We start from the raw sequence: 20,229 nt of genomic DNA on the forward strand, positions 1-20,229 counted from the left end.
TCTTTTTTTTCGGAGGAGAAAAAGAATAAAATCCTACTTCTCGGATTTCAAAAACGTCTCGATTTTTCCCTCGTCTTCAAAACAAAAATTCTTCCGAACTCAATAGTATCGTCGTTTTAGAATTCTCCGGAGTTCTTTTACAAAAGGAGAATCTTCGGAGGCTTCCGGGTTCATTCGACTAAGATACGCTTTCGCCCAATTCTCCGCCTCTTCGTATTTTCCTTGATCTCCGTAGATTCTTGCGATGAGTGTTACCGCTTTTTCCAGGTTTTGCTTCCCAGGATCCATTTCCGGCTTTTTTTGAAGAAGTTTTACGAGCTGAAGCAGGTACCTTCTCGCGGAATCCTTTCGATCCGTAGGTGAAAGCATTTCTCCGAGCGAGAGGAGAGAAATCATCTGGAAGGTTTCCGGAGCCTCGGTAATGATCTTCAGATATTGAGATTCCGCCTCCGGAATTTTTCCATTTCCCCGCAATGCACGGGCTACTTCAAAAACTGCCTTCCATTTCTCGTCTTCGGAATCGATTTGTTCCGTGATGGAACTCGCGTCACTCGCGCTCTCAGCCGTCAGCTTTGCATCTTCCAATTTGGAAGCGTTTGCTGTTTTTCCCTGTGCGCTCGCTTGGTTGAACTCGGTCTTTGCGTTGTTTCTCTGATTCTCTCTGAGACGAAGTACGCCCTTCTTATAACCGCTTTCGGACGGATCTTCTTTTTTTTTGTCCTTCTTCTTTTTCAAACTCGTCTTGGAAGAATTTGGAAGAGTTGTTTTTTCCGGAACATCGGGAGTCCCTTCCATAGAGTCTTTGGATGAGGTTCTTGATTCTTTCGTCTCAGTCGAAGGGTTTGATACGTTAGTCGCCTTTGAATTCGATTCGCCGTCTGCGTTTATAGAAGAATCCGGTTTTTCAGAAGACAATGCCTTCGATTCTTCCGTTTGTGTTTTCGCGGAACCGGACGTATTCTCCGGAATCACTTCCGGTTCAGGAGAAGAATTTGTCGATTCTTCCGGAAACGGAAGAGGCATATCCGCCAAAATCGAAAAAGAAATTCCGAAAAAGAAAACGGTAAGAATTAAAATTCGAATCGATTTCATCTCAGTTCGGGGGATCCCTTCGAATTATTTTTAGGCGGACGAATCAAACTCGGTTTGTCCCCAATGGAAGAATTCGAATTCCCTCGATCGGGTGTCACCGTTCCCGGATCTTCGAGTTTTCGATTCGAGTCCGGTGTTCTCTCTCGGTCATTGGTTGGAAGAGAATCGGATTCCGTCGGAAGTTTCGGTGTTCCTCCGCCTTCCCTTCTTCCATCTCTCAATGGGTCCTTTCCTTCTGGAGAATTCGACTCCGGTAAAAGTCCGCTCTTCGGTTTTTCCCTTTCGTATCGATCGATTTCAAGAGAGGAGGAATCTTCTAACCCGGAAAGATCCGGATCGCTGTAGCGGATGGATTTTCGTTTTCGATTGTAATTGCGTTCTATATCTTCTAAGAATAAGGCTTTTCGATCCAATTCTTTCGCTTGGTCCTCAAAAGCCGCACCTTCCTTTCCCCTCTGGACACCGACAAGGATCGCCAAAGAAACACCCAGAACGGCCAAAGAAATTCCAGTATACAAAAGAGTCTTCTGCACCTGAGGAGGAAGATTTCGGGAAAGATTGTCTATGGAAGACATCCCGGATTGGAGCTTATCTTTAAAATTGAGATCCATTGTTTTTAGTTTCGGTCGTTTTCCCAATTCTACAAGAAAGAGAAAAATCTCGAACCGTTTTTTTGATCTCCATTTTTTTACCGTCCCATTGCTTAGAGAACAAAATGCATTTACAACCTCGAAAAACATGGAGAGTCTGGGTTTCGTGAACGAGGATCAACTTTCCCCCGACTGTTATTTTTGTTCCAATCGGCACAAATCGGTTTTGAAGTGTGTCTCCATGGACACTTTGGATAAGATCAATTCTACGAAAGAATTCCGACTTTTTCGCAAAGGGGAAACGGTAATCCATTCAGGCGATAAAGCAGACGGTTTTTATTTCATCAAATCTGGATGCGTCCGCATTTTTCGGAACTCACCTTCCGGTAAAGAACAAACGTTTTCGATCCGAAGGTCCGGAGAATGGGTCGGTTTTAGAGATCTCTTAGCCGGAAGCACGTTCTCCCAAAACGCGGAAGCTCTGGAACCGGTGGAAGCTTGTTACATTCAAAAGGGCGTTTTAGAAGATCTCATGAAAGAAGATCCAAAACTTCAATTGGAAATCCTAAAACAAATGGCCTTAGAATGGAAAGAATTAGAAGATCAGACCGTTGCCCTCGGTACGAAACAGGTTCACAGTAAACTCGCGGAGCTTCTCATTTCCTTTCAAACGGCGTCCGGAAACGAACCGGAAATCGAATTGAATCTTACGAGGGAAATTATGGCTTCGATGGTTGGAACCACTACGGAAACTCTTGTCCGTGCCCTTTCGGATTTTAAGAATCGGGATTGGATTGAAATTCACAAAAACAGAATTCGTTTCTTAAATCTGGAAGCCCTCCGCGGAATTTCCAATTTAGAAACAACAACCCATCACTGAATCCAATTCTGAGAAAGAATCTCAAGATCCTTCGTATTCGGAAAGACCATATTCTTTCGGTCCCTTTTTCCCTCAACCGCAAGCAAAACCCGGAAACTTGACAATTATCATGTCCTATCTCAATGAAATCACCCTGGGATTTCTTTTCTTTCCAAGTCGGTTTTCATATAAGGTAAAATTATAAAACTCTAAATTAAAAATGAATATTCTATTTTATTAAAATAGTATATAATTTTTTGACTTTGAGAGTTTAGACCGAAGGAATAATCGAATCAGGAGACAAAATCTCATGAGCCAAACGAACGCCAAATACAACGATTCAATCGTAAAAGGGTTCATCATATCGGCTATGGTTTGGGGAGTAGCATCCATGTTAGTGGGTGTTCTCGCCGCATTTCAAATGGTTTATCCGGAACTGAATTTCACGCAATATTTCAGTTTTGGAAGAATCAGACCCTTGCACACAAACGCCGCCATCTTCGGATTTGCATTGAGTATCATCTTTGCAACCGCGTATCACTTGATCCAAAGACTCTGTAGAGTAAGAATCTGGAGCGATTCTCTGGCGAAGATTCATTTTGTGTTATACAATCTGACAATCCTTCTCGCGGCGATCACTCTTCCTTTAGGACTCAATCAGTCCAAGGAATACGCAGAATTGGAATGGCCTCTCGATCTTTTGATCGTTGTGTGGTTCGTGATTTTCATCGTGAACTTTTTCGCGACGATCTTCACAAGAGAGGAAAAACAACTCTACGCGGCGATCTGGTTTTACATCGCTTCGTTCGTTACCGTTCCAATCCTTTTTATCGTAAACAATCTCTCCGTTCCGGTCGGACTAACTAAGTCCTACTCGGTTTTCTCGGGAGTTTACGACGCGAACATACAGTGGTGGTATGGACACAACGCGGTAGCGTTTGTTTTAACTACCCCATTTTTAGGTTTGATGTATTACTACTTTCCGAAACATATCAAACAACCGATCTACAGTCATAGATTATCGATCATCCACTTCTGGTCTTTGATCTTCATCTATATCTGGGCTGGTCCTCACCATTTGCTCAACACCCCACTTCCGGAATGGCTTCAAACGACGGGGATGGCGTTTTCGATCATGTTGTGGATGCCTTCTTGGGGAGGAATGCTGAACGGTTTTCTCACCCTAACACAAGCGAAGGAAAAGATCAAAACGGACGCTCTTCTTAAAATGATGCTCGTCGGGATCACGTTCTACGGTATGTCGACGTTTGAAGGTCCCCTTCTTTCCATTCGTTCGATCAGCGCCTTGGGTCACAACACCGACTGGATCGTGGGTCACGTTCACTCCGGAACTCTCGGTTGGGTGGGAATGATGTCTTTCGCCGCGATCTACTATCTTGTTCCAAGATTGTGGAACACCAATCTCTATTCTGAAAAACTTGCGAACACTCACTTCTGGTTGGCAACGCTCGGAATTCTTCTTTACATCGTTTCGATGTGGGTTTCCGGAATCACGGAAGGTTCTATGTGGAGAGCGATCGATTCCAAAGGATTTCTTCAATATCCGAACTGGGTTCAAATCACCGAAGTTCTCAAACCTTTCCGCTTCGCAAGAGGTGTGGCCGGTGTTCTTTACCTGAGTGGAGTTTTTGTGATGATCTATAACGTGATCAAAACGATTCAAACCTCCGGTTCCGGCTTTCAAGAAGTGGACCTGAGAGTGAAAGAGGAAGGAGGAAAAGCATGAAACTATTCGACATACTTCTGGATTGGTTTTCTGGTTTTACCGATCAGTGGGAAAAACAAGGAGTTAAGTTCACCGTTTATACGACGATCGCGGTTTTGATCGGCGGTATCTTCGAGTTGATCCCTCCGTTTTTTATTTCCAGAACCGCGGTTCCGATTCAAGGAGTAAAACCGTTCTCCGCTTTGGAACTCGCAGGAAGGGATATCTATCAGAAAGAAGGTTGTAACAACTGTCATACGCAGATGATTCGTCCTTTCAAATGGGAAGTGGATCGTTTTGATCCATCGAAATCCTATGGAAGAGACGGATATTCGAAGGCAGGAGAATTTGTCTACGATCATCCGTTTCTCTGGGGATCTAAAAGAACCGGACCGGATCTCGCTCACGAATCTCAGATCCAACCTTCTTACGCTTGGCATAAGACACACTTGATCAGTCCGAGAGACACTTCTCCCGGATCCGTAATGCCCGCCTATCCTTGGTTATTCGAAGAAAGCGCGAAGGTAAACGCGGAAGAGATCGTAAATCACATGAAAGGTCTTTCCAAAGTCGGAGTTCCTTATACGGAAGCCGATTATCTTTCCGCGGCGAAAGAATTGGAAGGCAAAACGGAAGGAGACGCGCTCATCGCCTATCTCCTAAAATTAGGCAGGGACACTGCAGAGTTGTCCAAGTCGATTCAGTGAGGCAAGTATGGAACTGGAACTGATTCAAATCTACAAATTTGCAAGACTACCAGTTCTTGTTTTAGCGATCGGTCTTATCACCGCATACGTTTACAACAAGAAACGCAAGGTACAAATGGAAGATCCAAAGTATAGAATGCTGGAGGAGGACTGATCCATGACGCATGATTCAAATAAAGATTTCGACGGTATCAAACAATCGGACAATCCGATGCCGGAATGGTGGAAGTGGATCTTCGTGATCAGTATCGTCGTTGCAGTCGTGTATTCGATTTACTATCATAAGTTTTCCAGTTGGCAACAAGACGTTGCCTATGAAAACGAAGTAAAGGAACACGAAGCGAAGTTTCCGAAAGCGGTGGCCGTAACAAGCAATGACGGAAGCAATCCCATGCGTGGAAACGCCGAAGCGATCGCAGAGGGAGAAAAAAACTTCAAAACGGTCTGTGCGGCCTGCCATGGTCCAACCGGTCAAGGTTTGGTCGGTCCGAACCTGATCGACGCGGAATGGATCCACGGTTCAACCGATGCAGAAGTTTACACGACGATTATGAAAGGAATCGCAGTAGACAAAACGAAACTGGGAAGAGGACCTATGCCTCCGCATGAGAATTCTCTCGGTTCCGAAAAAGTATATCAGGTGATGGCTTGGCTTGCGACTCAGAACGCAAGTTTAAAGGCGTCGAAGTAGTTTATGAAATTCTTGGATGAAATCCTGAAACAGATCTCATCCAAGAGTCTGATTGTTTTACTCCGGAAAGAATCGAGAATTCAACGGGCGTTGCACCTCTCCTTCTTTCCAGAGACCACTAAGGAGGACTTTTGTGGTCATCTCCAGGCATATTACCGGTAAGATTCGTTCGGCAAGATACTTAGTAGAAGCGATCTTACTTCCCATCTATTTTTTTCTACCTTGGCTCCGTTGGGGAGAACACCCCTTCATCCGACTCGACATTCCAAATCGTAAGTTTTATCTTCTTGGAAATATTTTTACTCCGCAAGAAGGATACTACCTACATCTTTTCCTGATCGGAATGGGACTTTCCCTATTTTTCTTTACGACATTGATCGGAAGGGTCTGGTGCGGATGGGCTTGTCCTCAAACCGTGTTCACGGACGTTTTTGATTGGATCGGAAGAACGATCCTCGGATCCAAATACGGTAAAAAGGACGCACCGAAGTTCGGAAAATTTATCGTTCACTTTCTCTGGATTCTCGTGAGCATACTCGGTGCATTGGCGTGGGTATCCTATTTCGCCGATCCGTATGAAATGATAAACGAAATCAGATCTTCCGCGTTTCTTGCAAGTCCGCCGGTCTGGACGTATTTTACCGCATTCTTTACCGCGACCCTTTATCTCGACATGGCCTTCGTAAGAGAACAATTCTGCAAATACGCGTGCCCATATGCGAGATTCCAAACCGTGATGATGGACGCAAACTCCGTGAACGTAACCTACGATTTCAAACGCGGCGAACCCAGAAGAAAGGCCGGAGTTCAAGAAGGAGATTGCACTGCGTGTAATCTATGTTTGGTGGTTTGTCCAACGGGAATCGACATTCGCGAAGGAACGAACGTAGGCTGTATCGCATGCGGAAAGTGCGTGGATGCGTGTACAAAAACGATGGGAAAAGAAGGAAAAAAAACTCTGATCGGATATATGTCCGAAACCCAAGCGTATCAACCGGGATCAAAAGTGCGTTGGATCCGTCCTCGAAGTTTGGTTTATGGAACACTTCTTCTTTGCGTTTTGACCGCGGCCGGAACCCTTCTTTACAACCGTGTTCCACTCTACGCGAACGTTCTTCCGGACAGAATCATACAACCGATGGAAGTTCCTGGCGGTTTGGTAAGAAATTTCTACAACGGACACCTTTTGAATCTTACATTTGACAATCGAGAACTCAAAGTAGAAGTCGCGGATAGCACGCTTCGTTCTCCCGTTCATATTCTGTTAGGTGGAACGGAAAAACCGGCGATTCAGGTTTTGGGAAACGATTCTCAGGATTTTAGAATCATCCTAGAAACGGTTCCTGTTCCCGAAGATCAGTTCAAACCGACCCATCAAATATCGCTCCGAATCACGGATTTGAAAAATCCAAACTTTCAATTAAAAAAGACGATCCCATTTCGAATCCCGATCAAATAAAGAGGAAACAAGGAAAAATTGAATGGCACTACATAAGAGTATGAAACTTGCATTCGTATGGATCGGGGTTGCATTCGTCGCGTTGATCGCCGCGACCGTCGTTACGATCCGTTATGCGAGTGAAGGATATACCGGACCGATCGAAAAAGGATATTATGAGAAAGGATTGAACTATGAAAAGTCCATCCTCGAACAAAGAAAGATGATCGCGGAAGGTTATTCTTACGAGAGCAAACTTTTCACGGCGACTCCCGAATTCAAGAAAGGGAAGAATCCAATTTCAATCCAGTTTAAAAAATCCGGGGCTCCGATTTCCGGAGCCAAACTCCAGATTCTAATCGAAAGATCCGCAACCGATGAATGGAATCGTTCCTTAAGTTTGAGTGAAGATTCGAAAAATCCGGGGACCTATGTTGGAACGGTGGAAATTCCGGAGGAAGGTCTCTGGATTCTCAGTCTCCAAGGAGAAATCGAGGGAAGAGTCCTTCAAAAAACGGCGGAAATAAGAATCCAATAGACTATGGAAACTTTGTTTCAAGTTACAAACTGCTACCACTGCAACACACCGATCCGCACCGAAAAAGATCTCATTCTCGGTGAAATCAACGCGCAAACGGAATCGTTTTGTTGTAGCGGGTGCAGAAGCCTCGCGACACTTCTTGTGAATAACGGGCTGACTCAGTTTTATACGTTGAGAGGTTCCGAAAAGCTCGAGTCCGTGAACACGGAGAGAAAAAATCGGGAGAACCTGGAAACAGAATCCGTATATCAGGAATATGTAATACAAAAAAACGAAGGCATCTGCGAAACGCTAATCACGATCGGAAAGATTCACTGTTCCGCCTGTGTTTGGTTAAACGAAAAAGTTTTAGGCGATCACGAAGGAGTTTTGGAGGCGAGAATCAACTTCGCAACGGGAAGAATGAAACTCGTCTACGATCGAAAACGGATCGATCTAAACGAAATTTTCTCCATCATCATCGGCATCGGCTACGAACCTTCTCTCTATTCACCACTCAAGGCGGAAACCGGCGTCTCCCGGTTTTCCAAAGATTTATTTTATCGAATGGCACTCGCCGGTTTTTCTTGGGGAAATATCATGCTCTTCAGCATCGGATTGTATGCCGGATATTTTACGGGAATCGAAATCGAATTCAAACGGCTCTTCCATTACGTATCCTGGATCTTTGCGACTCCGGTTTATCTTTATTCCGGATATCCCTTTTTCAAAGGCGCGAAAGAATCGATCAAAAGAAGAATGCTTACGATGGACACGCTTCTTTTTTCCGGAGTATCGCTCGCATATTTCTATAGCATCTATGTAACGTTAACCGATCATGGAGAAGTCTATTTTGATTCCGTGTGTACGATTTACTTTTTTATTTTGATCGGAAAATTCTTAGAATCGGCGATCCGTTTGAAAGCGGGAAGAAAGGTTGGAGAATTGTTGTCCACACTTCCGCAAGAATACACCGTCATTCGTGAAGAGATAGAAACACAAATCGCTCCGAGTGCGATCCGAGTAGACGAAAGAATTCTTCTCAAAAACGGAAACAGAGTTCCGGTCGACGGAATTCTAAAATCCGTAACGGCTTACTTCGACGAATCGTTTTTAACGGGAGAATCCAAACCGGTCACTCACAAAAACGGCGATACGATTCTGTCCGGGTCCTTGTGTCTCAGTACGAATGCGGAACTAATCGCTACCACGACCGCGAAAGAAAGTACACTCTCCAGAATCTCCGCGCTCATCGAATCCTCTTTGCAAGCAAAGCCGGGAATCCAAAGAACAACGGATCGGTTTTCAACCTATTTTATTCAAATCGTTTTGGGGATCGCATTCGCGACGTTCGGAATTTATGGATTTTATTTTCAAGATTGGGAATCGGCGGTCCTCAACACGATCAGCGTATTGATCGTTGCCTGCCCTTGCGCGCTCGGACTCGCCGTTCCAGCGGCCTATGTTGTGAGCAATTTACTCCACAGCTCAAAAGGAATCCTTGTTAAAAATCCGGATTCATTGGAAATTCTCAGTCGCGCAGATCGGATCTATTTCGACAAAACAGGAACCTTGACGACGGGAAAACTTTCTCTACAAGAGGAACGGTTTCTCAGTCAGGATGAAAAACTTAGAATTTATTCCCTTGTCCTTTCTTTGGAATCCGGCTCCACACATCCTCTCGCAGAGAGTTTAAAAAAGGAAATCGGGAAAAAATTAAGAATTCAAAACGAAGAACCGATCGCCTATACTTGGAAAGAAATTGCCGAAATTCCAGGCTCCGGGATGGAAGGCAGGTTGATCGGAGAAACCACCTCCTATCGAATCGGAAATCTTCATTTTGTTTCGTTAGGCGCCCTCAAACAAGACGGTAAAATTTATTTAGGGAAGGAAGGAGCTCTGCTCGCAAGCTTTGTTTTAGAAGATTCCGTCCGTCCGGAAACGAAAAGCGCGATCGAAAAGTTGAAACAGTCCTTCGGATTTTTAGGAATTCTTTCCGGTGATTCGAGATCCAAGGTGGAATCTTTAGCGACCGCGGTAGGAATCGATCACCACCTTTTCGAACTCAAACCGGAAGAAAAACTCAAAGTGATCCAAAACGCTCAGAAAGAGGGAACAACGGTCGTGATGGTCGGAGACGGAATCAACGACTCCGCCTGTTTGGCGGCGGCCAACTTAGGGATTTCGATGGGAATCGCATCGGATCTATCAATCGACAAATCCGACTTGGTATTGATCAGCAATCAATTGGATTCGATCGTTTCCGCGGTGAAAATTTCAAAAAAAACAAGAAACATCGTATTTCAGAATATTCTAATTTCATTAACTTATAATTCGATCATGTTACCGCTCGCGGCGTTCGGATTTATGCTTCCAGTGATCTGCGCCGGTTTTATGACTCTTAGCTCCCTCTCGGTGGTGTTGAATTCAATCTCGTTACAATGGAGAACCAAATTATGAACGCACTCTATCTCACGATTCCTCTCGCGATGCTCATAGCGCTCGGAGCTCTGATCGTTTTTTTCTGGTCCTTAAAATCCGGTCAATACGAGGACATCGAAGGACCGAAATACAGGATGCTTTTTGACGACGAAGAAGAGAATCAGCCGACCCCAAAAACGGGAGAACACAGACATGCAGAGTGAACTGTTTTTGACAACTCTTTCGATCGCGTTTGTTCATGGAATTACGAGTTCGCTTCATTGCCTGGGAATGTGCGGTCCGTTTGCGGGAACCTTAAATCTCGCAAACCAGGAACAAAAATACAAAACGAACTTATTCTATAATTTAGGAAGATGGATCTCCTACTCCACGTTAGGCGCCATTTTCGGAATATTAGGTTCCGGTCTCAATCTTGCGGGAAAATTGGTATCACTTCACGAGTTGGCGGCGATCATTTCCGGGATCTTTATCATCGGTTTCGGCCTCAGCCTCATCCAGAATGGAACGCCGGAACGGTCCGGATTCTATCAGAAAATTCTAAATCGATTCGCGGGTCCTTTGCTTTCCTCACTCAAACAGGGTAAAAATCTTCCCACAACTTCGATGGCATTCGGAATGGTGACCGGATTATTGCCTTGTGCGGTTTTGTATCCGGCGTTCAGTCTTGCATTGGCGACCGGAAGCGCGAGCTCGGGTTGGCTCGTGATGTCGATCTTCTTTCTCGGAACCTTTCCCGCGCTCTTTTTATTCGGAGTCGGTTTTCGAAATCTTCTCGTAAAACTACCGCAAGGTGTGATTCGTTATGGCGGAATCATCATCGTATTTGTCGGAATTTCGATGATTTTCTTTAGACTCGGACATTCCCATTCGAAGCACGAACATTCTCCAGATTCTCACTCGATGGAACAACATTCGTCTTCGGAAGGGGATCATTCTCACCATCATTAGAAGAAATTTCTTTCCAAACATTCAAGTTTTTCCGGGAGATTTCGATTGTAAAAAGGAAGATGATTTCTACACTGAAACCCCGGATGAGCGACTCACTCAAGAATTTCACCGATTCTCTACTGAAGGATCTAGAAGAAAACGAAAACGCATTCTTCAAAATCGAAAATGAAGACGGACTCGCGTATCTCTCCGTCTTTCCCGCCGGCAAAAAAGGAAAATCGGTGGATTCCAAAGAGATTTTAAGAAGAATCGAACTCTTTCAGATTTCCGAAATTTCACATACGATCATCAAAGAATTGGTCCTCAAATCCGACGGACTTCCTCATCTTATCGGAAAATGGCCGGGAAAACCGGAAAGCTCTCGAATCGAGATCGAGATTTCGGATGATAAGATGAAAGCTTTTATTCTTTTTCATCCTCCGAAATACGGCGGAAAAATATTGAGTTCCGAGCAGATCAAAGAATCGATTCAACTGAGAGGAATCGCTTACGGCGTTCTCCAAGACATCATCGATCGGATTTCGATCGAACCCGAATACGGAAAGAAAATTCAGATCGCGGAAGGAACCGCTCCGGTCCCTGGAAAAAACGGAGATATTCGAATTCTTTTTATCCACCCAGCGATTCCTCATCTGGAAGAAGACCAATTCGGTCGGGTGGATTTTAAGAATATTCAAATCATTCAAAGTGTTTCGAAGGATCAAAAACTTGCGGAAAAAATTTCGCCCACACCGGGAAAGGAAGGAAAGAATGTCTTTGGAGAAATTCTTCCGTACGAACCTGGAAGGGAAGCAGACTGGAAACTCGGAGCGAACGTTAGACTCTCTTTGGACGGAAACACGGTTCATTCTCTCATCAGCGGAAGGCCCATCTTAGATCGACAAGGGACCATTCGAGTCGACGAGGTCTGTCACTTGGAAAACGTAGACTTCTCCACGGGAAACGTGAGTTTTCCCGGAACGATCATCGTAGAAGGATCCATCGCCGACGGATTTACTCTGGAAACGGAAGGTTCGATCATCGTTAAAAAATCGGTCGGCAAGGTTTTTCTCAAGGCCGCAGGAGATATCGTTTTGTCCGGGGGCTTCATGGGAAGAAACGGCGGATTGATAGAATCCGGAGCCGACATCTACACTCGTTTTGTGGAACAAGGACGTTTGATCTCGAAAAACACGATCTTTATCGAAGAGGCTTCGATGCACTCCGAGCTCGTGGCGGGAGAATCCGTCGTGATCCGAGGAGGACGCGGAGAATTGATCGGAGGAACCTGCGTCGCGGGAAAGGCGGTCGTCTGCACAAAGTTAGGCGCCATCGCCGAAACGAAAACGTCCGTTTCCGTGGGAATCCGTCCGGAACTTTTGGAAGACCTTGAAAAACTGCGTATCGAAGTTCAAAAGAATCAGGACATTCTCAAAAAAGTGGAGCTGAGTCTTGTAAAACTCAACGAAGATTCCCAGAGAAGACAATTGACTTCCGAAGAAAAGGAAAGCCTTCCCAAACTCACCGCAATTAAATTAAAATATTCAGGAATTCTAAACAACTTACTCGGGCAGGAACAATCCATGATCATGGGTTTTGAACCCGACAAGGATTCGTACGTCGAGGTGGAACAGGAAATTTTTCCTGGAGTCGATATCTACCCCGGAAAGGGAAAAAATTTCAAAGTTCGATTGAAAGAAATCCCGGGTCCTTCCTTTGTTTTTCTCGGAAACGACGGAAATCCTCAGATCACAAAGGTAAGACCAAAACGACTTGGTATTCTTCAGGAAGAAACGTAATCTATTTTTGAGGAACCGGACCCGTGTAACGCGCCCTCGGTCGAATCAATTGATCGGTTTGATATTGCTCCATTGCGTGCGCGATCCAGCCGGCGCTTCTTCCGATCGAAAATAGAGCAAGACCAGCTCCTTTCGGTAGCCTCAATGTACGGCTTACGACGGCGAGCCCCATATCGATCGTCGGATAATCGCCCAAAAGTAAACTCGCTTCGTGTATTATCTTTTTTGCAAATAGAAGATCCTTATTTTTCGGAAATAAACTTTCGGACAATTCCAATAATTTTTTACCTCTGGGATCTCCGTTCGGATAGAATGGATGTCCAAATCCCGGAATTTTTTCCCCCATACGCAAACGTTCGGTGAGAAACTTGCGTTCTTCATTTTTTCGGACGCTGGCGTTTTCAATCAACTCGATCGCTTTTTCCGTCAATAGGCCGTGTCGATTTCCCGAAAGCGCGGCGAGTCCCGCGATCACAGCCTGATAAAGGCTCGCGTCCGTCGAAGCTACACAACGTGTCGTAAACGAAGAAGCGTTGAGCTCGTGATCGGCGGAAAGGATCAACGAAGCGTCGATCAAACGAATCGCCTTTTTGTCCTCGTTTGAAAGAGTCGAATTCTTTTTGAAATTCCGAACGGATCGACTGTCCCTCTTTCCTTCGTTCGATTGCTTCCAAGAATTCCAAAGTGTCTCCGCAATCGAACCACTTCCTCGTTTTGCTTTGGATGCAAAAAGAGACAACAATCGGACAATCCGAGTTCCACTCTTCCTCAAAGCTTCCTGATTTTTTAAAAGAGCTTTTGTATCCTCGTATTCGGAAACACCGAGAAGAATTCTGCAGACATCGATCAAGGGTCGATTGGAAAGAATCGGAAGAATTTTTAGACAATCCCCTTCGATCTTCGGCCACTCATCTTGAAAACAAGGAGAGACTTCCATCTCCCAAAGGAATGTCGCGACCGATTCAAAATCTAAATTTTCGGAAAGATCAACGACGTTTCTACCGCGATAGTAGAGCGCGTTATCCTCGATCAAGCTGATGGAAGACTCCAAAACGGGTTGACCGAAACTCAATGCGGCCCTCGCCGTTTTTCCTGGATTCTGCTTTTCCTCCCTTTGTACTAAAAGACGTTCGATTTCTTCTCTACGATATCGTTTGCTCCGATCCTTGGTTCCACTCGACTCGGAATGTAAAAGCCCGCGGCTCACATAAGCATAAATCGTTTCGACTTCCACGCCGAGTTCTTGGGCCGCTTCGAAAGCGGATAAAAACGGTTTCTTTGGTTCGGGCTTCATACATTGACAATGAAATCAATATTGATTAATTTCTGTCAATCCTGTAAACTCTTCCTAATAAGGAATTAAAAAATGAAAGCAAACGCAGTAAATATGTTCGAAGAAAATAAATACAGCCCAGGCTTAGAGGGAATCCCTGCGGTCAAAACTAGAATTTCAAAAGTCGATGGAATCAACGGTAAACTTGTGATCGCAGGTTATCCTATAGAGGAGTTCGCGGAAAAAATCGATTTTGAAGAAACGTTCTTTCTTCTCTTAGAAGACAAACTTCCGAACGCCGAACAAAAAAAAAGGATCGTAGGCGATCTGATTCACGCGAGAAGATTTTCTCAAGTTCAAAGAAACATCTTAGAAAGCTCCGTTTCCGATAACGCCTCCATCATAGAATGTCTCCGAATCGGAGCCGCATCTTTATCCTTAGGAAAACCTTTCACTACAAGTGAAGAGGAAAGTTATGCGGTCGTTGCTACTTTACCCTTAATCGTCGCCTGGGTATATCGTCTCAAGAAAGGATTGAACCCGATTCTTCCCAATCGAGAACTCAGTCTCGCCGCAAATTTTTTGTTTATGCTGGGAATTTCTCCGAGTCCGAAGAAGATCAAAGCCTTGAACACCTATTGGAACACGGTGGCCGATCACGGACTCAACGCATCCACATTCACTGCAAGAGTGATCGCCTCCACTCAATCCGATCTCATTTCCGCGGCAACCGGAGCCATCGGAGCATTGAAAGGGCCGCTTCATGGCGGAGCGCCCGGACCGGCTCTGGATATGGTTTTTGAAATCGGAAACTCCAACTCGGCGGAAGAATATCTCAGAAACAAAATCGAAATGGGAGATCGACTGATGGGTTTTGGCCATCGAATCTATAAAGTTCGGGATCCAAGAGCCGATGTTTTGGCCGAGGCGGCAAAAGAACTCTATGAACTCCCCGAATTAAAGAGTTTTTACGAACTTGCCATGGACGTGGAAAAAACCGCGCTTCGTTTATTAAAAGAATACAAACCGGATCGAACCCTCCACACAAATGTGGAATTTTACACCGCGCTCTTATTGCACGGACTGGATTTACCGACGGATCTATTCACACCGGTATTCGCCATAGGAAGAGCGGCCGGTTGGATGGCTCATTGTTTGGAACAAAAAAAAGAAAGAATTCTTAGACCGGATGCGATCTATATCGGAATGGAAAACCGGCATTGGAGATGATTCGAAATAAACCGATCTTCCACTCGCTCTTTAGATTTCGTTAATGCGCAGAAATCGTTTTCAATGGGAGTTTTTTTCAGAGAATGAATGACAATATCTTTGTCGTTTATTCCTCAAAGAAGAATCTTCAAAAAAAGGAATGGGAAAAATCGGAAATAGAAGAGGATGAAAATCAGTTTGATCCATGCGAAAAGAAACAGAGAAAAAGATAGAGGAAGAGGATGAATCTAATCCAATTTTTATTTTTGGCAATCGGCGTAGAAATTTTTCTTGCCCATCTCACCTACTTTCAGTTTGGTGAAGTCAATTTAGAAAGTTTTAAGGTGTTTGTTCGTTATTCGGGTAGATTTTCGTATCTCACGTTTTTGATTTTGATGATTTCGGAAAACCATCCCAAAAAAATCGAAAAGATACTTTCAAACAAACCCTATTCCGCCTTTGCAATCGTGCACGGAATCCACCTGAGTTTTGTTTTTGCCTATTTATATCTTTCCGGCAAAATTCCGGCCGTTGGTCGTTTGCTTCCTGGAATGTTAGCTTATCTTTTTATCTTTCTTTCTCCTTGGTATGAAAATTCCTTTCTGCAAAAATTGCACCCCAGTCGCTGGACAAGACGCATTTATACTCTGTATATTTGGATAATTTTTGTGATGACCTTCCTCCCGAAAATTTTTAAAACCCCGGCAGAACAAAAAAGCCTTCTTTTCGAATTGTATTTTTTTCTCTCCCTCGGTTTGGGAACGCTTTTGTTTTGGATCGTTCAAGAATGGAAGAATCGAAAAGAAATTTCTCTATAATGGATCGACCCAATGCGTGCATTGCCGGATTGCGAAGCGCACGGATCAGCTCATTCCCCCCTTGCAATTTTGTCTGAATCCTTGAAATGATTGGATCGCTCTTCCTGCGAATAAACGATTTGGATAATCCCAACTTACGTTTGCGTGAGCCGGTAGGAGATGCGGTAAATCCGTTTGGATTGAGTCAGTTCTATTTTGATCGTACTGTTTTTGTAGATCGGTTTCAAATTTCCTAATGTACTCGCGACGACCAAATTTGAGGAATACAGTTCCCTCGGATATCGTAGTACTCCGAATTTTTCACAAACGTTTTTCTGAATTTTTTCCCGTTTGTGCAATTCCAGATGGATCTTAAAATTGAAATCCTGTTCGAACCAATTTCTTTTGGCTTCATTTTTCGAATGAGAATGGAAGAAATTCCATTTGCAGCGGGATGAGTTAAAATACCTTCCTTAAGGAATGGAGTAAAATTTTCCTTTCTGAATCGAACTCCTCCATTCTTCCGCAGTGAGGTACGGATTCTGCGGTTTCAATTTGAGTCTTTTGGATCAAAAGAACGCCGTGTATGATTCCTTATTTTGGTGAAAACGTTATTCGTCTTTAGAGGATTGAAAGAGCTCTTGGCAGGAAGGGATTCCGCCTCCTTCCATCTCTTCGCAAGGAACCTTGAGGAGGTCTTCCATGCACACTTTCACCTTGGCAATTTGTGCGTCTGTTACCTTCGCGTATTCGTCCGGAAGAATGTTCTGGTCTTTTTGTTCTTCCATACACTGATCGACGGAGTAAGCAGAATTCTCTGAAGTCTTTTCGGAAGCAGGTAGAGTTTCGAGATAACGACTCGCACATTCCGCCGTTTTTGTGCAAAGACGTGTGAAGTAATCCTTGCTTAGCTTTTGAACCTCTCCTTTGGAAATGGAAGGCCCTTTTCTACATGTAAAAAAAAGGAAGAATAGAAAAAGAAAGAGGATTAAATTTTTCGCACGTAATGATTTCATTTTAGTTTTGTAAGAATCAGTCGGTTTCCCTCAGGTAGGGATTGGTCGAGATAAAAATGATCCGTAAGTTTTTTTACGAGATAAAGACCGATTCCTTCCTCCCGATAATCATTGGGTTCATAACCTCTGATTTCGGAAAGATTTTTCTGACTCCCGAAGTCGCGAATTCGAATTTCCATTCGATTGTCGAAGAGACCGATTTCTAAAAAGATGGGAAGATTTTTTTTTCCGCCGTAGGAATGTTTGATGACATTCAAGAGACATTCGCCGACTGCAAGTTTTAGATCCGCCGAGTCGCTCGCCGTAAAGCCGTTCTCAAAAGCAAGATTATAAACTAAACTTCGTATAATGGAAAGATAGCGGGGATGAGAGGGAATCTGAAGTCGAAACAGATTCTCAAATTCTTTTTTTTTACCCGAGTCCATTTAGATTTGATTTCAACAAAAAAGAAGAATTGGTTCCGATTTTTATAAACCGGAACCTCGACCATTATCCTCTTGGATGGAATTTTTTATGAACTTCTTTCAGAGTCTTATTTGCCATATGCGTGTAAATCTGAGTGGTAGATATATCGATGTGACCCAAGAGTTCCTGAACGGATTTGAGGTCTGCGTGATTCTCCAAAAGGTGTGTCGCAAAAGAGTGTCTCAGTGTATGAGGAGTTACTTTTTTCGCGATCGTTGTACGTTTGATGTAGTGATTGAGAAGTCTCCAAACCGACTTACGATTGATATACGAACCCTTCTTGGAGACGAATAGGTATTCGCAGTTTCTTGCCTTTAAGATAAAAGGACGGCTTTGTTTTAGATAACGATTCAGGATGTCCAAGGATTTTTCACCGAAGGGAACGAGCCTTTGGCGACCGCCCTTCCCTTCCACTGTGAGGGTCATTCCTTCAAGATCCATATCCGTAAGTTTCAAATTGCAAGCTTCCGAAATTCGAAGACCGGAAGAATAGAGTAATTCGAAAATGCACTTGTCTCTAAGTTCGTAGAGATTGTCTTCCCGGATCGTAGCAAAAAGCTCTTCGATTTCTTCCTGAGTCAGATAATCAGGAATACTTCGCATCACTTCGGGAGTTTCGATTTTTTCAGTCGGGTTGGTATCGAGTTTTTTTTCGTCCTTTAAGAACTTGTAAAACTGTCGGATCGCAACCACTTCTCTTGCGATCGTCTTGGAACTGATCTTTCGATCCTTTTCCTCGTTTAAAAACCGCATGATGTCATTCGCCTGAACTTCAAGGAAATCAATATGTTCCTTTTCCAGAAAGTTCTTAAACTTATTCAAATCGTAACCATAGGAGTAGATCGAGTTGTCGCTTAATCCTTTTTCTACGGAGAGATATTCCTGGAAATTTTGAAGTAGGTTGTTATGTGAAGATGTCACTGTTTTTAGTCCCGTCTGAAATGTTTAACAAGTACTAAATCCTTCGGACGTTTCCTCTCAGGAGAATTAAACTTTTTTATGTTGCCTTAAGGGTTTATTGGAAAATTCTAAACGAAACCCCGGACAAAACCGGTCTAAAACTTCCTTTTTTTCTGTATGTGAGAGTAAAAACTTCTGTATTTATGAGACTAAATATCCGATACGTTTCGTTCTCTTTTTTCATTTGCTCCTTTCTTTTCTGCTCCTCCAGCGAGGATATGATCTGGGACGCAAGAGATTCGCTTTCGAAAGGGAATACAGCTGAGGCGATGCGTTTGTATGAACTCGTTCTTAAAAAAAATCCGAGTCATCTTGAAGCCAACCGCACTCTCGGAATGATTCTCGCTGACAGCGGCCTCGCACTCAATTCGGCGGCATTCTATTTGGAAAAAGCCGAGGCCGTTCTACCGGGAGATTCTTCCCTCTTACTCTATCTTTTAGAAATCCATTTACAAGAAAAAGATAAGGATAAGGTGAAGAGAATTTTAGAAAAATTTTCGAAAGCGAAAGACAAGGATATGGAAAGTTACGCGGTTTTTCTGAAAGATTGTCTTTTGGAGAAACGGAAAAATCTTTCGGAGTTTAACCGTTTTCGTAACAGCGCTATTCCTGCTCTTCTCCCGCCTGCAAGAAGAATGTTTTTAAAATGTGAACTTTCTGTTTATACGACTCCAACTCCATGAAATCCTTTCCGTATTTCAAAACAATTTTTCTTCTGGTCGTCTTGGTATTGTTAGGCGAAATTCTTTTGAGATTATTTCCTCCTGGAGGATTGATCTACAGACTCAGAGATAAACAAGTCCATTGTATCGAAGAATTGGAAATTCCGGAGATTCTTCTCTGTAGAGATTCGGACACGATTCTTCCCCACCCTGCGGGTTTTACCTTTCGAGTTCGTGTGAATGAAATCGGAGAAAGAATCGTCTCTGAAGAAAAATCAATTCCCAAAAACAAGCCAGAAATCTGGCTGATGGGCGACTCCATTGCTTACGGCTTCGGTCAAAACGATGAAGAGACGATTGCCTGGAAATTACAGGAGGCTTTGAAATCCAAGGGGATTCAGGTCCGAAATTTAGGCGTCGATTCTCTAGGAACCGGAGGAATTCAAAGAAGAATGGAGAGGACTTTGGGTTGCGAAGACACGTCCTTTGAAAAAGGCTGTCATCGTCCAAAAGCGGCCTTTTGGATCTACCATCCTTCCGATTTGCAGGACGTTCATCGAGAATTCTATCTTCGCAATTCCCTTACGGGAAGAATGTTTTTCAGAGGTTCTGTCTTCTTATCGAGATACAGCGCTATCTACAACTATTCTAAAATCCAAAGCGAGAACAGGAGACTCGAGAAGTTACGCGCACTTGGTCCGGAACTCATTCCGGAAACTCTCTCCGATTATCCAAATGACCATCCTTCGTTTCAGGAAATGAAAAAGTTTTTCGAGGCTTGTAAAAAGGAAAAAATTGCTCTCACGGTTTTATTGTATCCGAATGGGACTCATTCGCTCACACCTCTTCCCTCCACCCCTCTTTTGGATCAAGTTGCCGAGATCGCAAAAAAGGATGGGATTCCCGTTTTGGACACAAGACCCGATTTTTTAAAACAATACAACGAGAAGAAGACGGACTTTTATTTAAAGAATGATGGGCATCCGAACGCGATCGCGGCGGAGCTGATTACAAAGAGAATCTTAGAAGAAATCGAATAAAAGTTTTTTCTTTTTT

Annotated in this window: 20 protein-coding genes and 1 pseudogene; 15 read left to right on the forward strand and 6 right to left on the reverse strand. The window is 43.8% G+C overall.

Annotated features, from left to right (window positions below; genetic code table 11):
• Window positions 1-99 precede the first annotated feature (99 nt).
• Window positions 100-771 (reverse strand): annotated as a pseudogene (locus DLM75_RS11785) (hypothetical protein); the annotation flags it as partial.
• Window positions 772-1,088: 317 nt separating this feature from the next.
• Entirely contained in the window at window positions 1,089-1,703 is a 615-nt protein-coding gene (locus DLM75_RS11790) for an LIC_11485 family protein (RefSeq protein ID WP_118969160.1), read from the reverse strand.
• Between the two features lie 127 nt (window positions 1,704-1,830).
• Here DLM75_RS11790 and DLM75_RS11795 point away from each other — a divergent pair, with 127 nt between their 5' ends.
• The 11 genes from DLM75_RS11795 (at window position 1,831) to DLM75_RS11845 (ending at window position 12,791) form a co-directional block, all read left to right on the forward strand.
• Window positions 1,831-2,562 (forward strand): Crp/Fnr family transcriptional regulator, encoded by a 732-nt coding sequence (locus DLM75_RS11795; protein ID WP_118968716.1) that lies wholly within the window; start codon window positions 1,831-1,833, stop codon window positions 2,560-2,562.
• A gap of 289 nt (window positions 2,563-2,851) precedes the next feature.
• Window positions 2,852-4,288: a cytochrome-c oxidase, cbb3-type subunit I gene (gene ccoN, locus DLM75_RS11800; RefSeq protein ID WP_118968717.1), complete on the forward strand. Its 1,437-nt coding sequence runs from the start codon at window positions 2,852-2,854 to the stop codon at window positions 4,286-4,288.
• Window positions 4,285-4,974 (forward strand): cbb3-type cytochrome c oxidase subunit II, encoded by a 690-nt coding sequence (locus tag DLM75_RS11805; protein WP_118968718.1) that lies wholly within the window; start codon window positions 4,285-4,287, stop codon window positions 4,972-4,974. Before ccoN ends, DLM75_RS11805 begins: the two co-directional genes overlap by 4 nt.
• A gap of 7 nt (window positions 4,975-4,981) precedes the next feature.
• A complete protein-coding gene (locus DLM75_RS11810) occupies window positions 4,982-5,128 on the forward strand; it encodes a cytochrome oxidase maturation protein (protein ID WP_069607514.1) in 147 nt (48 codons plus the stop codon).
• 3 nt (window positions 5,129-5,131) lie between these two features.
• Entirely contained in the window at window positions 5,132-5,665 is a 534-nt protein-coding gene (locus DLM75_RS11815) for a cbb3-type cytochrome c oxidase N-terminal domain-containing protein (protein WP_118968719.1), read from the forward strand.
• 133 nt (window positions 5,666-5,798) lie between these two features.
• Window positions 5,799-7,124, forward strand: a complete 1,326-nt coding sequence (gene ccoG, locus DLM75_RS11820) for a cytochrome c oxidase accessory protein CcoG (RefSeq protein WP_118968720.1) — start codon at window positions 5,799-5,801, stop codon at window positions 7,122-7,124.
• Between the two features lie 22 nt (window positions 7,125-7,146).
• Complete coding sequence (locus DLM75_RS11825) at window positions 7,147-7,641, forward strand: FixH family protein (protein WP_118968721.1); 495 nt, start codon at window positions 7,147-7,149, stop codon at window positions 7,639-7,641.
• 3 nt (window positions 7,642-7,644) lie between these two features.
• Window positions 7,645-10,083 carry a heavy metal translocating P-type ATPase gene (locus tag DLM75_RS11830; RefSeq protein ID WP_118968722.1) on the forward strand — a complete coding sequence of 813 codons (2,439 nt, stop codon included), beginning with the start codon at window positions 7,645-7,647 and terminating at the stop codon, window positions 10,081-10,083.
• Window positions 10,080-10,268 carry a cbb3-type cytochrome oxidase assembly protein CcoS gene (ccoS, locus tag DLM75_RS11835; protein WP_118968723.1) on the forward strand — a complete coding sequence of 63 codons (189 nt, stop codon included), beginning with the start codon at window positions 10,080-10,082 and terminating at the stop codon, window positions 10,266-10,268. The genes DLM75_RS11830 and ccoS overlap by 4 nt, the downstream gene beginning before the upstream one ends.
• Window positions 10,258-11,013 (forward strand): sulfite exporter TauE/SafE family protein, encoded by a 756-nt coding sequence (locus DLM75_RS11840; protein ID WP_118968724.1) that lies wholly within the window; start codon window positions 10,258-10,260, stop codon window positions 11,011-11,013. Before ccoS ends, DLM75_RS11840 begins: the two co-directional genes overlap by 11 nt.
• 83 nt (window positions 11,014-11,096) lie before the next feature.
• On the forward strand, window positions 11,097-12,791 hold the full coding sequence (locus DLM75_RS11845) for a flagellar assembly protein A (protein WP_167731758.1): 1,695 nt from the start codon (window positions 11,097-11,099) through the stop codon (window positions 12,789-12,791).
• Window position 12,792: 1 nt separating this feature from the next.
• On the opposite strand, the gene DLM75_RS11850 is transcribed toward DLM75_RS11845, so the two are convergent.
• Window positions 12,793-14,085 (reverse strand): citrate synthase family protein, encoded by a 1,293-nt coding sequence (locus DLM75_RS11850; protein WP_118968726.1) that lies wholly within the window; start codon window positions 14,083-14,085, stop codon window positions 12,793-12,795.
• Between the two features lie 72 nt (window positions 14,086-14,157).
• On the opposite strand from DLM75_RS11850, the gene DLM75_RS11855 reads away from it, so the two are divergent.
• Window positions 14,158-15,294, forward strand: coding sequence for a citrate synthase/methylcitrate synthase (locus DLM75_RS11855; protein ID WP_118968727.1), 1,137 nt, complete (start codon window positions 14,158-14,160; stop codon window positions 15,292-15,294).
• Window positions 15,295-15,515: 221 nt separating this feature from the next.
• Window positions 15,516-16,091: a hypothetical protein gene (locus DLM75_RS11860; RefSeq protein WP_118968728.1), complete on the forward strand. Its 576-nt coding sequence runs from the start codon at window positions 15,516-15,518 to the stop codon at window positions 16,089-16,091.
• 590 nt (window positions 16,092-16,681) lie between these two features.
• Here the strand turns inward: DLM75_RS11860 and DLM75_RS11870 are convergent.
• The 3 genes from DLM75_RS11870 to xerD form a co-directional block, all read right to left on the reverse strand.
• Window positions 16,682-17,086, reverse strand: a complete 405-nt coding sequence (locus tag DLM75_RS11870) for an LA_2478/LA_2722/LA_4182 family protein (protein WP_118968730.1) — start codon at window positions 17,084-17,086, stop codon at window positions 16,682-16,684.
• Window positions 17,083-17,511 carry an ATP-binding protein gene (locus DLM75_RS11875; protein WP_118968731.1) on the reverse strand — a complete coding sequence of 143 codons (429 nt, stop codon included), beginning with the start codon at window positions 17,509-17,511 and terminating at the stop codon, window positions 17,083-17,085. The genes DLM75_RS11870 and DLM75_RS11875 overlap by 4 nt, the downstream gene beginning before the upstream one ends.
• 64 nt (window positions 17,512-17,575) lie before the next feature.
• Window positions 17,576-18,472 (reverse strand): site-specific tyrosine recombinase XerD, encoded by an 897-nt coding sequence (gene xerD, locus DLM75_RS11880; protein ID WP_118968732.1) that lies wholly within the window; start codon window positions 18,470-18,472, stop codon window positions 17,576-17,578.
• 257 nt (window positions 18,473-18,729) lie between these two features.
• Here xerD and DLM75_RS11885 point away from each other — a divergent pair, with 257 nt between their 5' ends.
• Together DLM75_RS11885 and DLM75_RS11890 are read left to right on the forward strand one after the other, a co-directional pair.
• A complete protein-coding gene (locus DLM75_RS11885; protein ID WP_429945462.1) occupies window positions 18,730-19,194 on the forward strand; it encodes a tetratricopeptide repeat protein in 465 nt (154 codons plus the stop codon).
• Window positions 19,191-20,213, forward strand: coding sequence for an LA_2486 family SGNH/GDSL-type esterase (locus DLM75_RS11890; RefSeq protein WP_118968733.1), 1,023 nt, complete (start codon window positions 19,191-19,193; stop codon window positions 20,211-20,213). The genes DLM75_RS11885 and DLM75_RS11890 overlap by 4 nt, the downstream gene beginning before the upstream one ends.
• Window positions 20,214-20,229 lie beyond the last annotated feature (16 nt).

Source organism: Leptospira stimsonii (genome assembly GCF_003545885.1).
GTDB lineage: Bacteria > Spirochaetota > Leptospiria > Leptospirales > Leptospiraceae > Leptospira > Leptospira stimsonii.

Excerpts from the sequence above, each read along its gene's own strand:
- DLM75_RS11790 (WP_118969160.1), bottom strand. The coding sequence starts at position 1,703 with ATGGATCTCAATTTTAAAGATAAGCTCCAATCCGGGATGTCTTCCATA.
- DLM75_RS11795 (WP_118968716.1), top strand. The coding sequence starts at position 1,831 with ATGGAGAGTCTGGGTTTCGTGAACGAGGATCAACTTTCCCCCGACTGT.
- ccoN (WP_118968717.1), top strand. The coding sequence starts at position 2,852 with ATGAGCCAAACGAACGCCAAATACAACGATTCAATCGTAAAAGGGTTC.
- DLM75_RS11805 (WP_118968718.1), top strand. The coding sequence starts at position 4,285 with ATGAAACTATTCGACATACTTCTGGATTGGTTTTCTGGTTTTACCGAT.
- DLM75_RS11810 (WP_069607514.1), top strand. The coding sequence starts at position 4,982 with ATGGAACTGGAACTGATTCAAATCTACAAATTTGCAAGACTACCAGTT.
- DLM75_RS11815 (WP_118968719.1), top strand. The coding sequence starts at position 5,132 with ATGACGCATGATTCAAATAAAGATTTCGACGGTATCAAACAATCGGAC.
- DLM75_RS11825 (WP_118968721.1), top strand. The coding sequence starts at position 7,147 with ATGGCACTACATAAGAGTATGAAACTTGCATTCGTATGGATCGGGGTT.
- DLM75_RS11830 (WP_118968722.1), top strand. The coding sequence starts at position 7,645 with ATGGAAACTTTGTTTCAAGTTACAAACTGCTACCACTGCAACACACCG.
- ccoS (WP_118968723.1), top strand. The coding sequence starts at position 10,080 with ATGAACGCACTCTATCTCACGATTCCTCTCGCGATGCTCATAGCGCTC.
- DLM75_RS11840 (WP_118968724.1), top strand. The coding sequence starts at position 10,258 with ATGCAGAGTGAACTGTTTTTGACAACTCTTTCGATCGCGTTTGTTCAT.
- DLM75_RS11845 (WP_167731758.1), top strand. The coding sequence starts at position 11,097 with ATGAGCGACTCACTCAAGAATTTCACCGATTCTCTACTGAAGGATCTA.
- DLM75_RS11850 (WP_118968726.1), bottom strand. The coding sequence starts at position 14,085 with ATGAAGCCCGAACCAAAGAAACCGTTTTTATCCGCTTTCGAAGCGGCC.
- DLM75_RS11855 (WP_118968727.1), top strand. The coding sequence starts at position 14,158 with ATGAAAGCAAACGCAGTAAATATGTTCGAAGAAAATAAATACAGCCCA.
- DLM75_RS11860 (WP_118968728.1), top strand. The coding sequence starts at position 15,516 with ATGAATCTAATCCAATTTTTATTTTTGGCAATCGGCGTAGAAATTTTT.
- DLM75_RS11870 (WP_118968730.1), bottom strand. The coding sequence starts at position 17,086 with ATGAAATCATTACGTGCGAAAAATTTAATCCTCTTTCTTTTTCTATTC.
- DLM75_RS11875 (WP_118968731.1), bottom strand. The coding sequence starts at position 17,511 with ATGGACTCGGGTAAAAAAAAAGAATTTGAGAATCTGTTTCGACTTCAG.
- DLM75_RS11885 (WP_429945462.1), top strand. The coding sequence starts at position 18,730 with ATGATCTGGGACGCAAGAGATTCGCTTTCGAAAGGGAATACAGCTGAG.
- DLM75_RS11890 (WP_118968733.1), top strand. The coding sequence starts at position 19,191 with ATGAAATCCTTTCCGTATTTCAAAACAATTTTTCTTCTGGTCGTCTTG.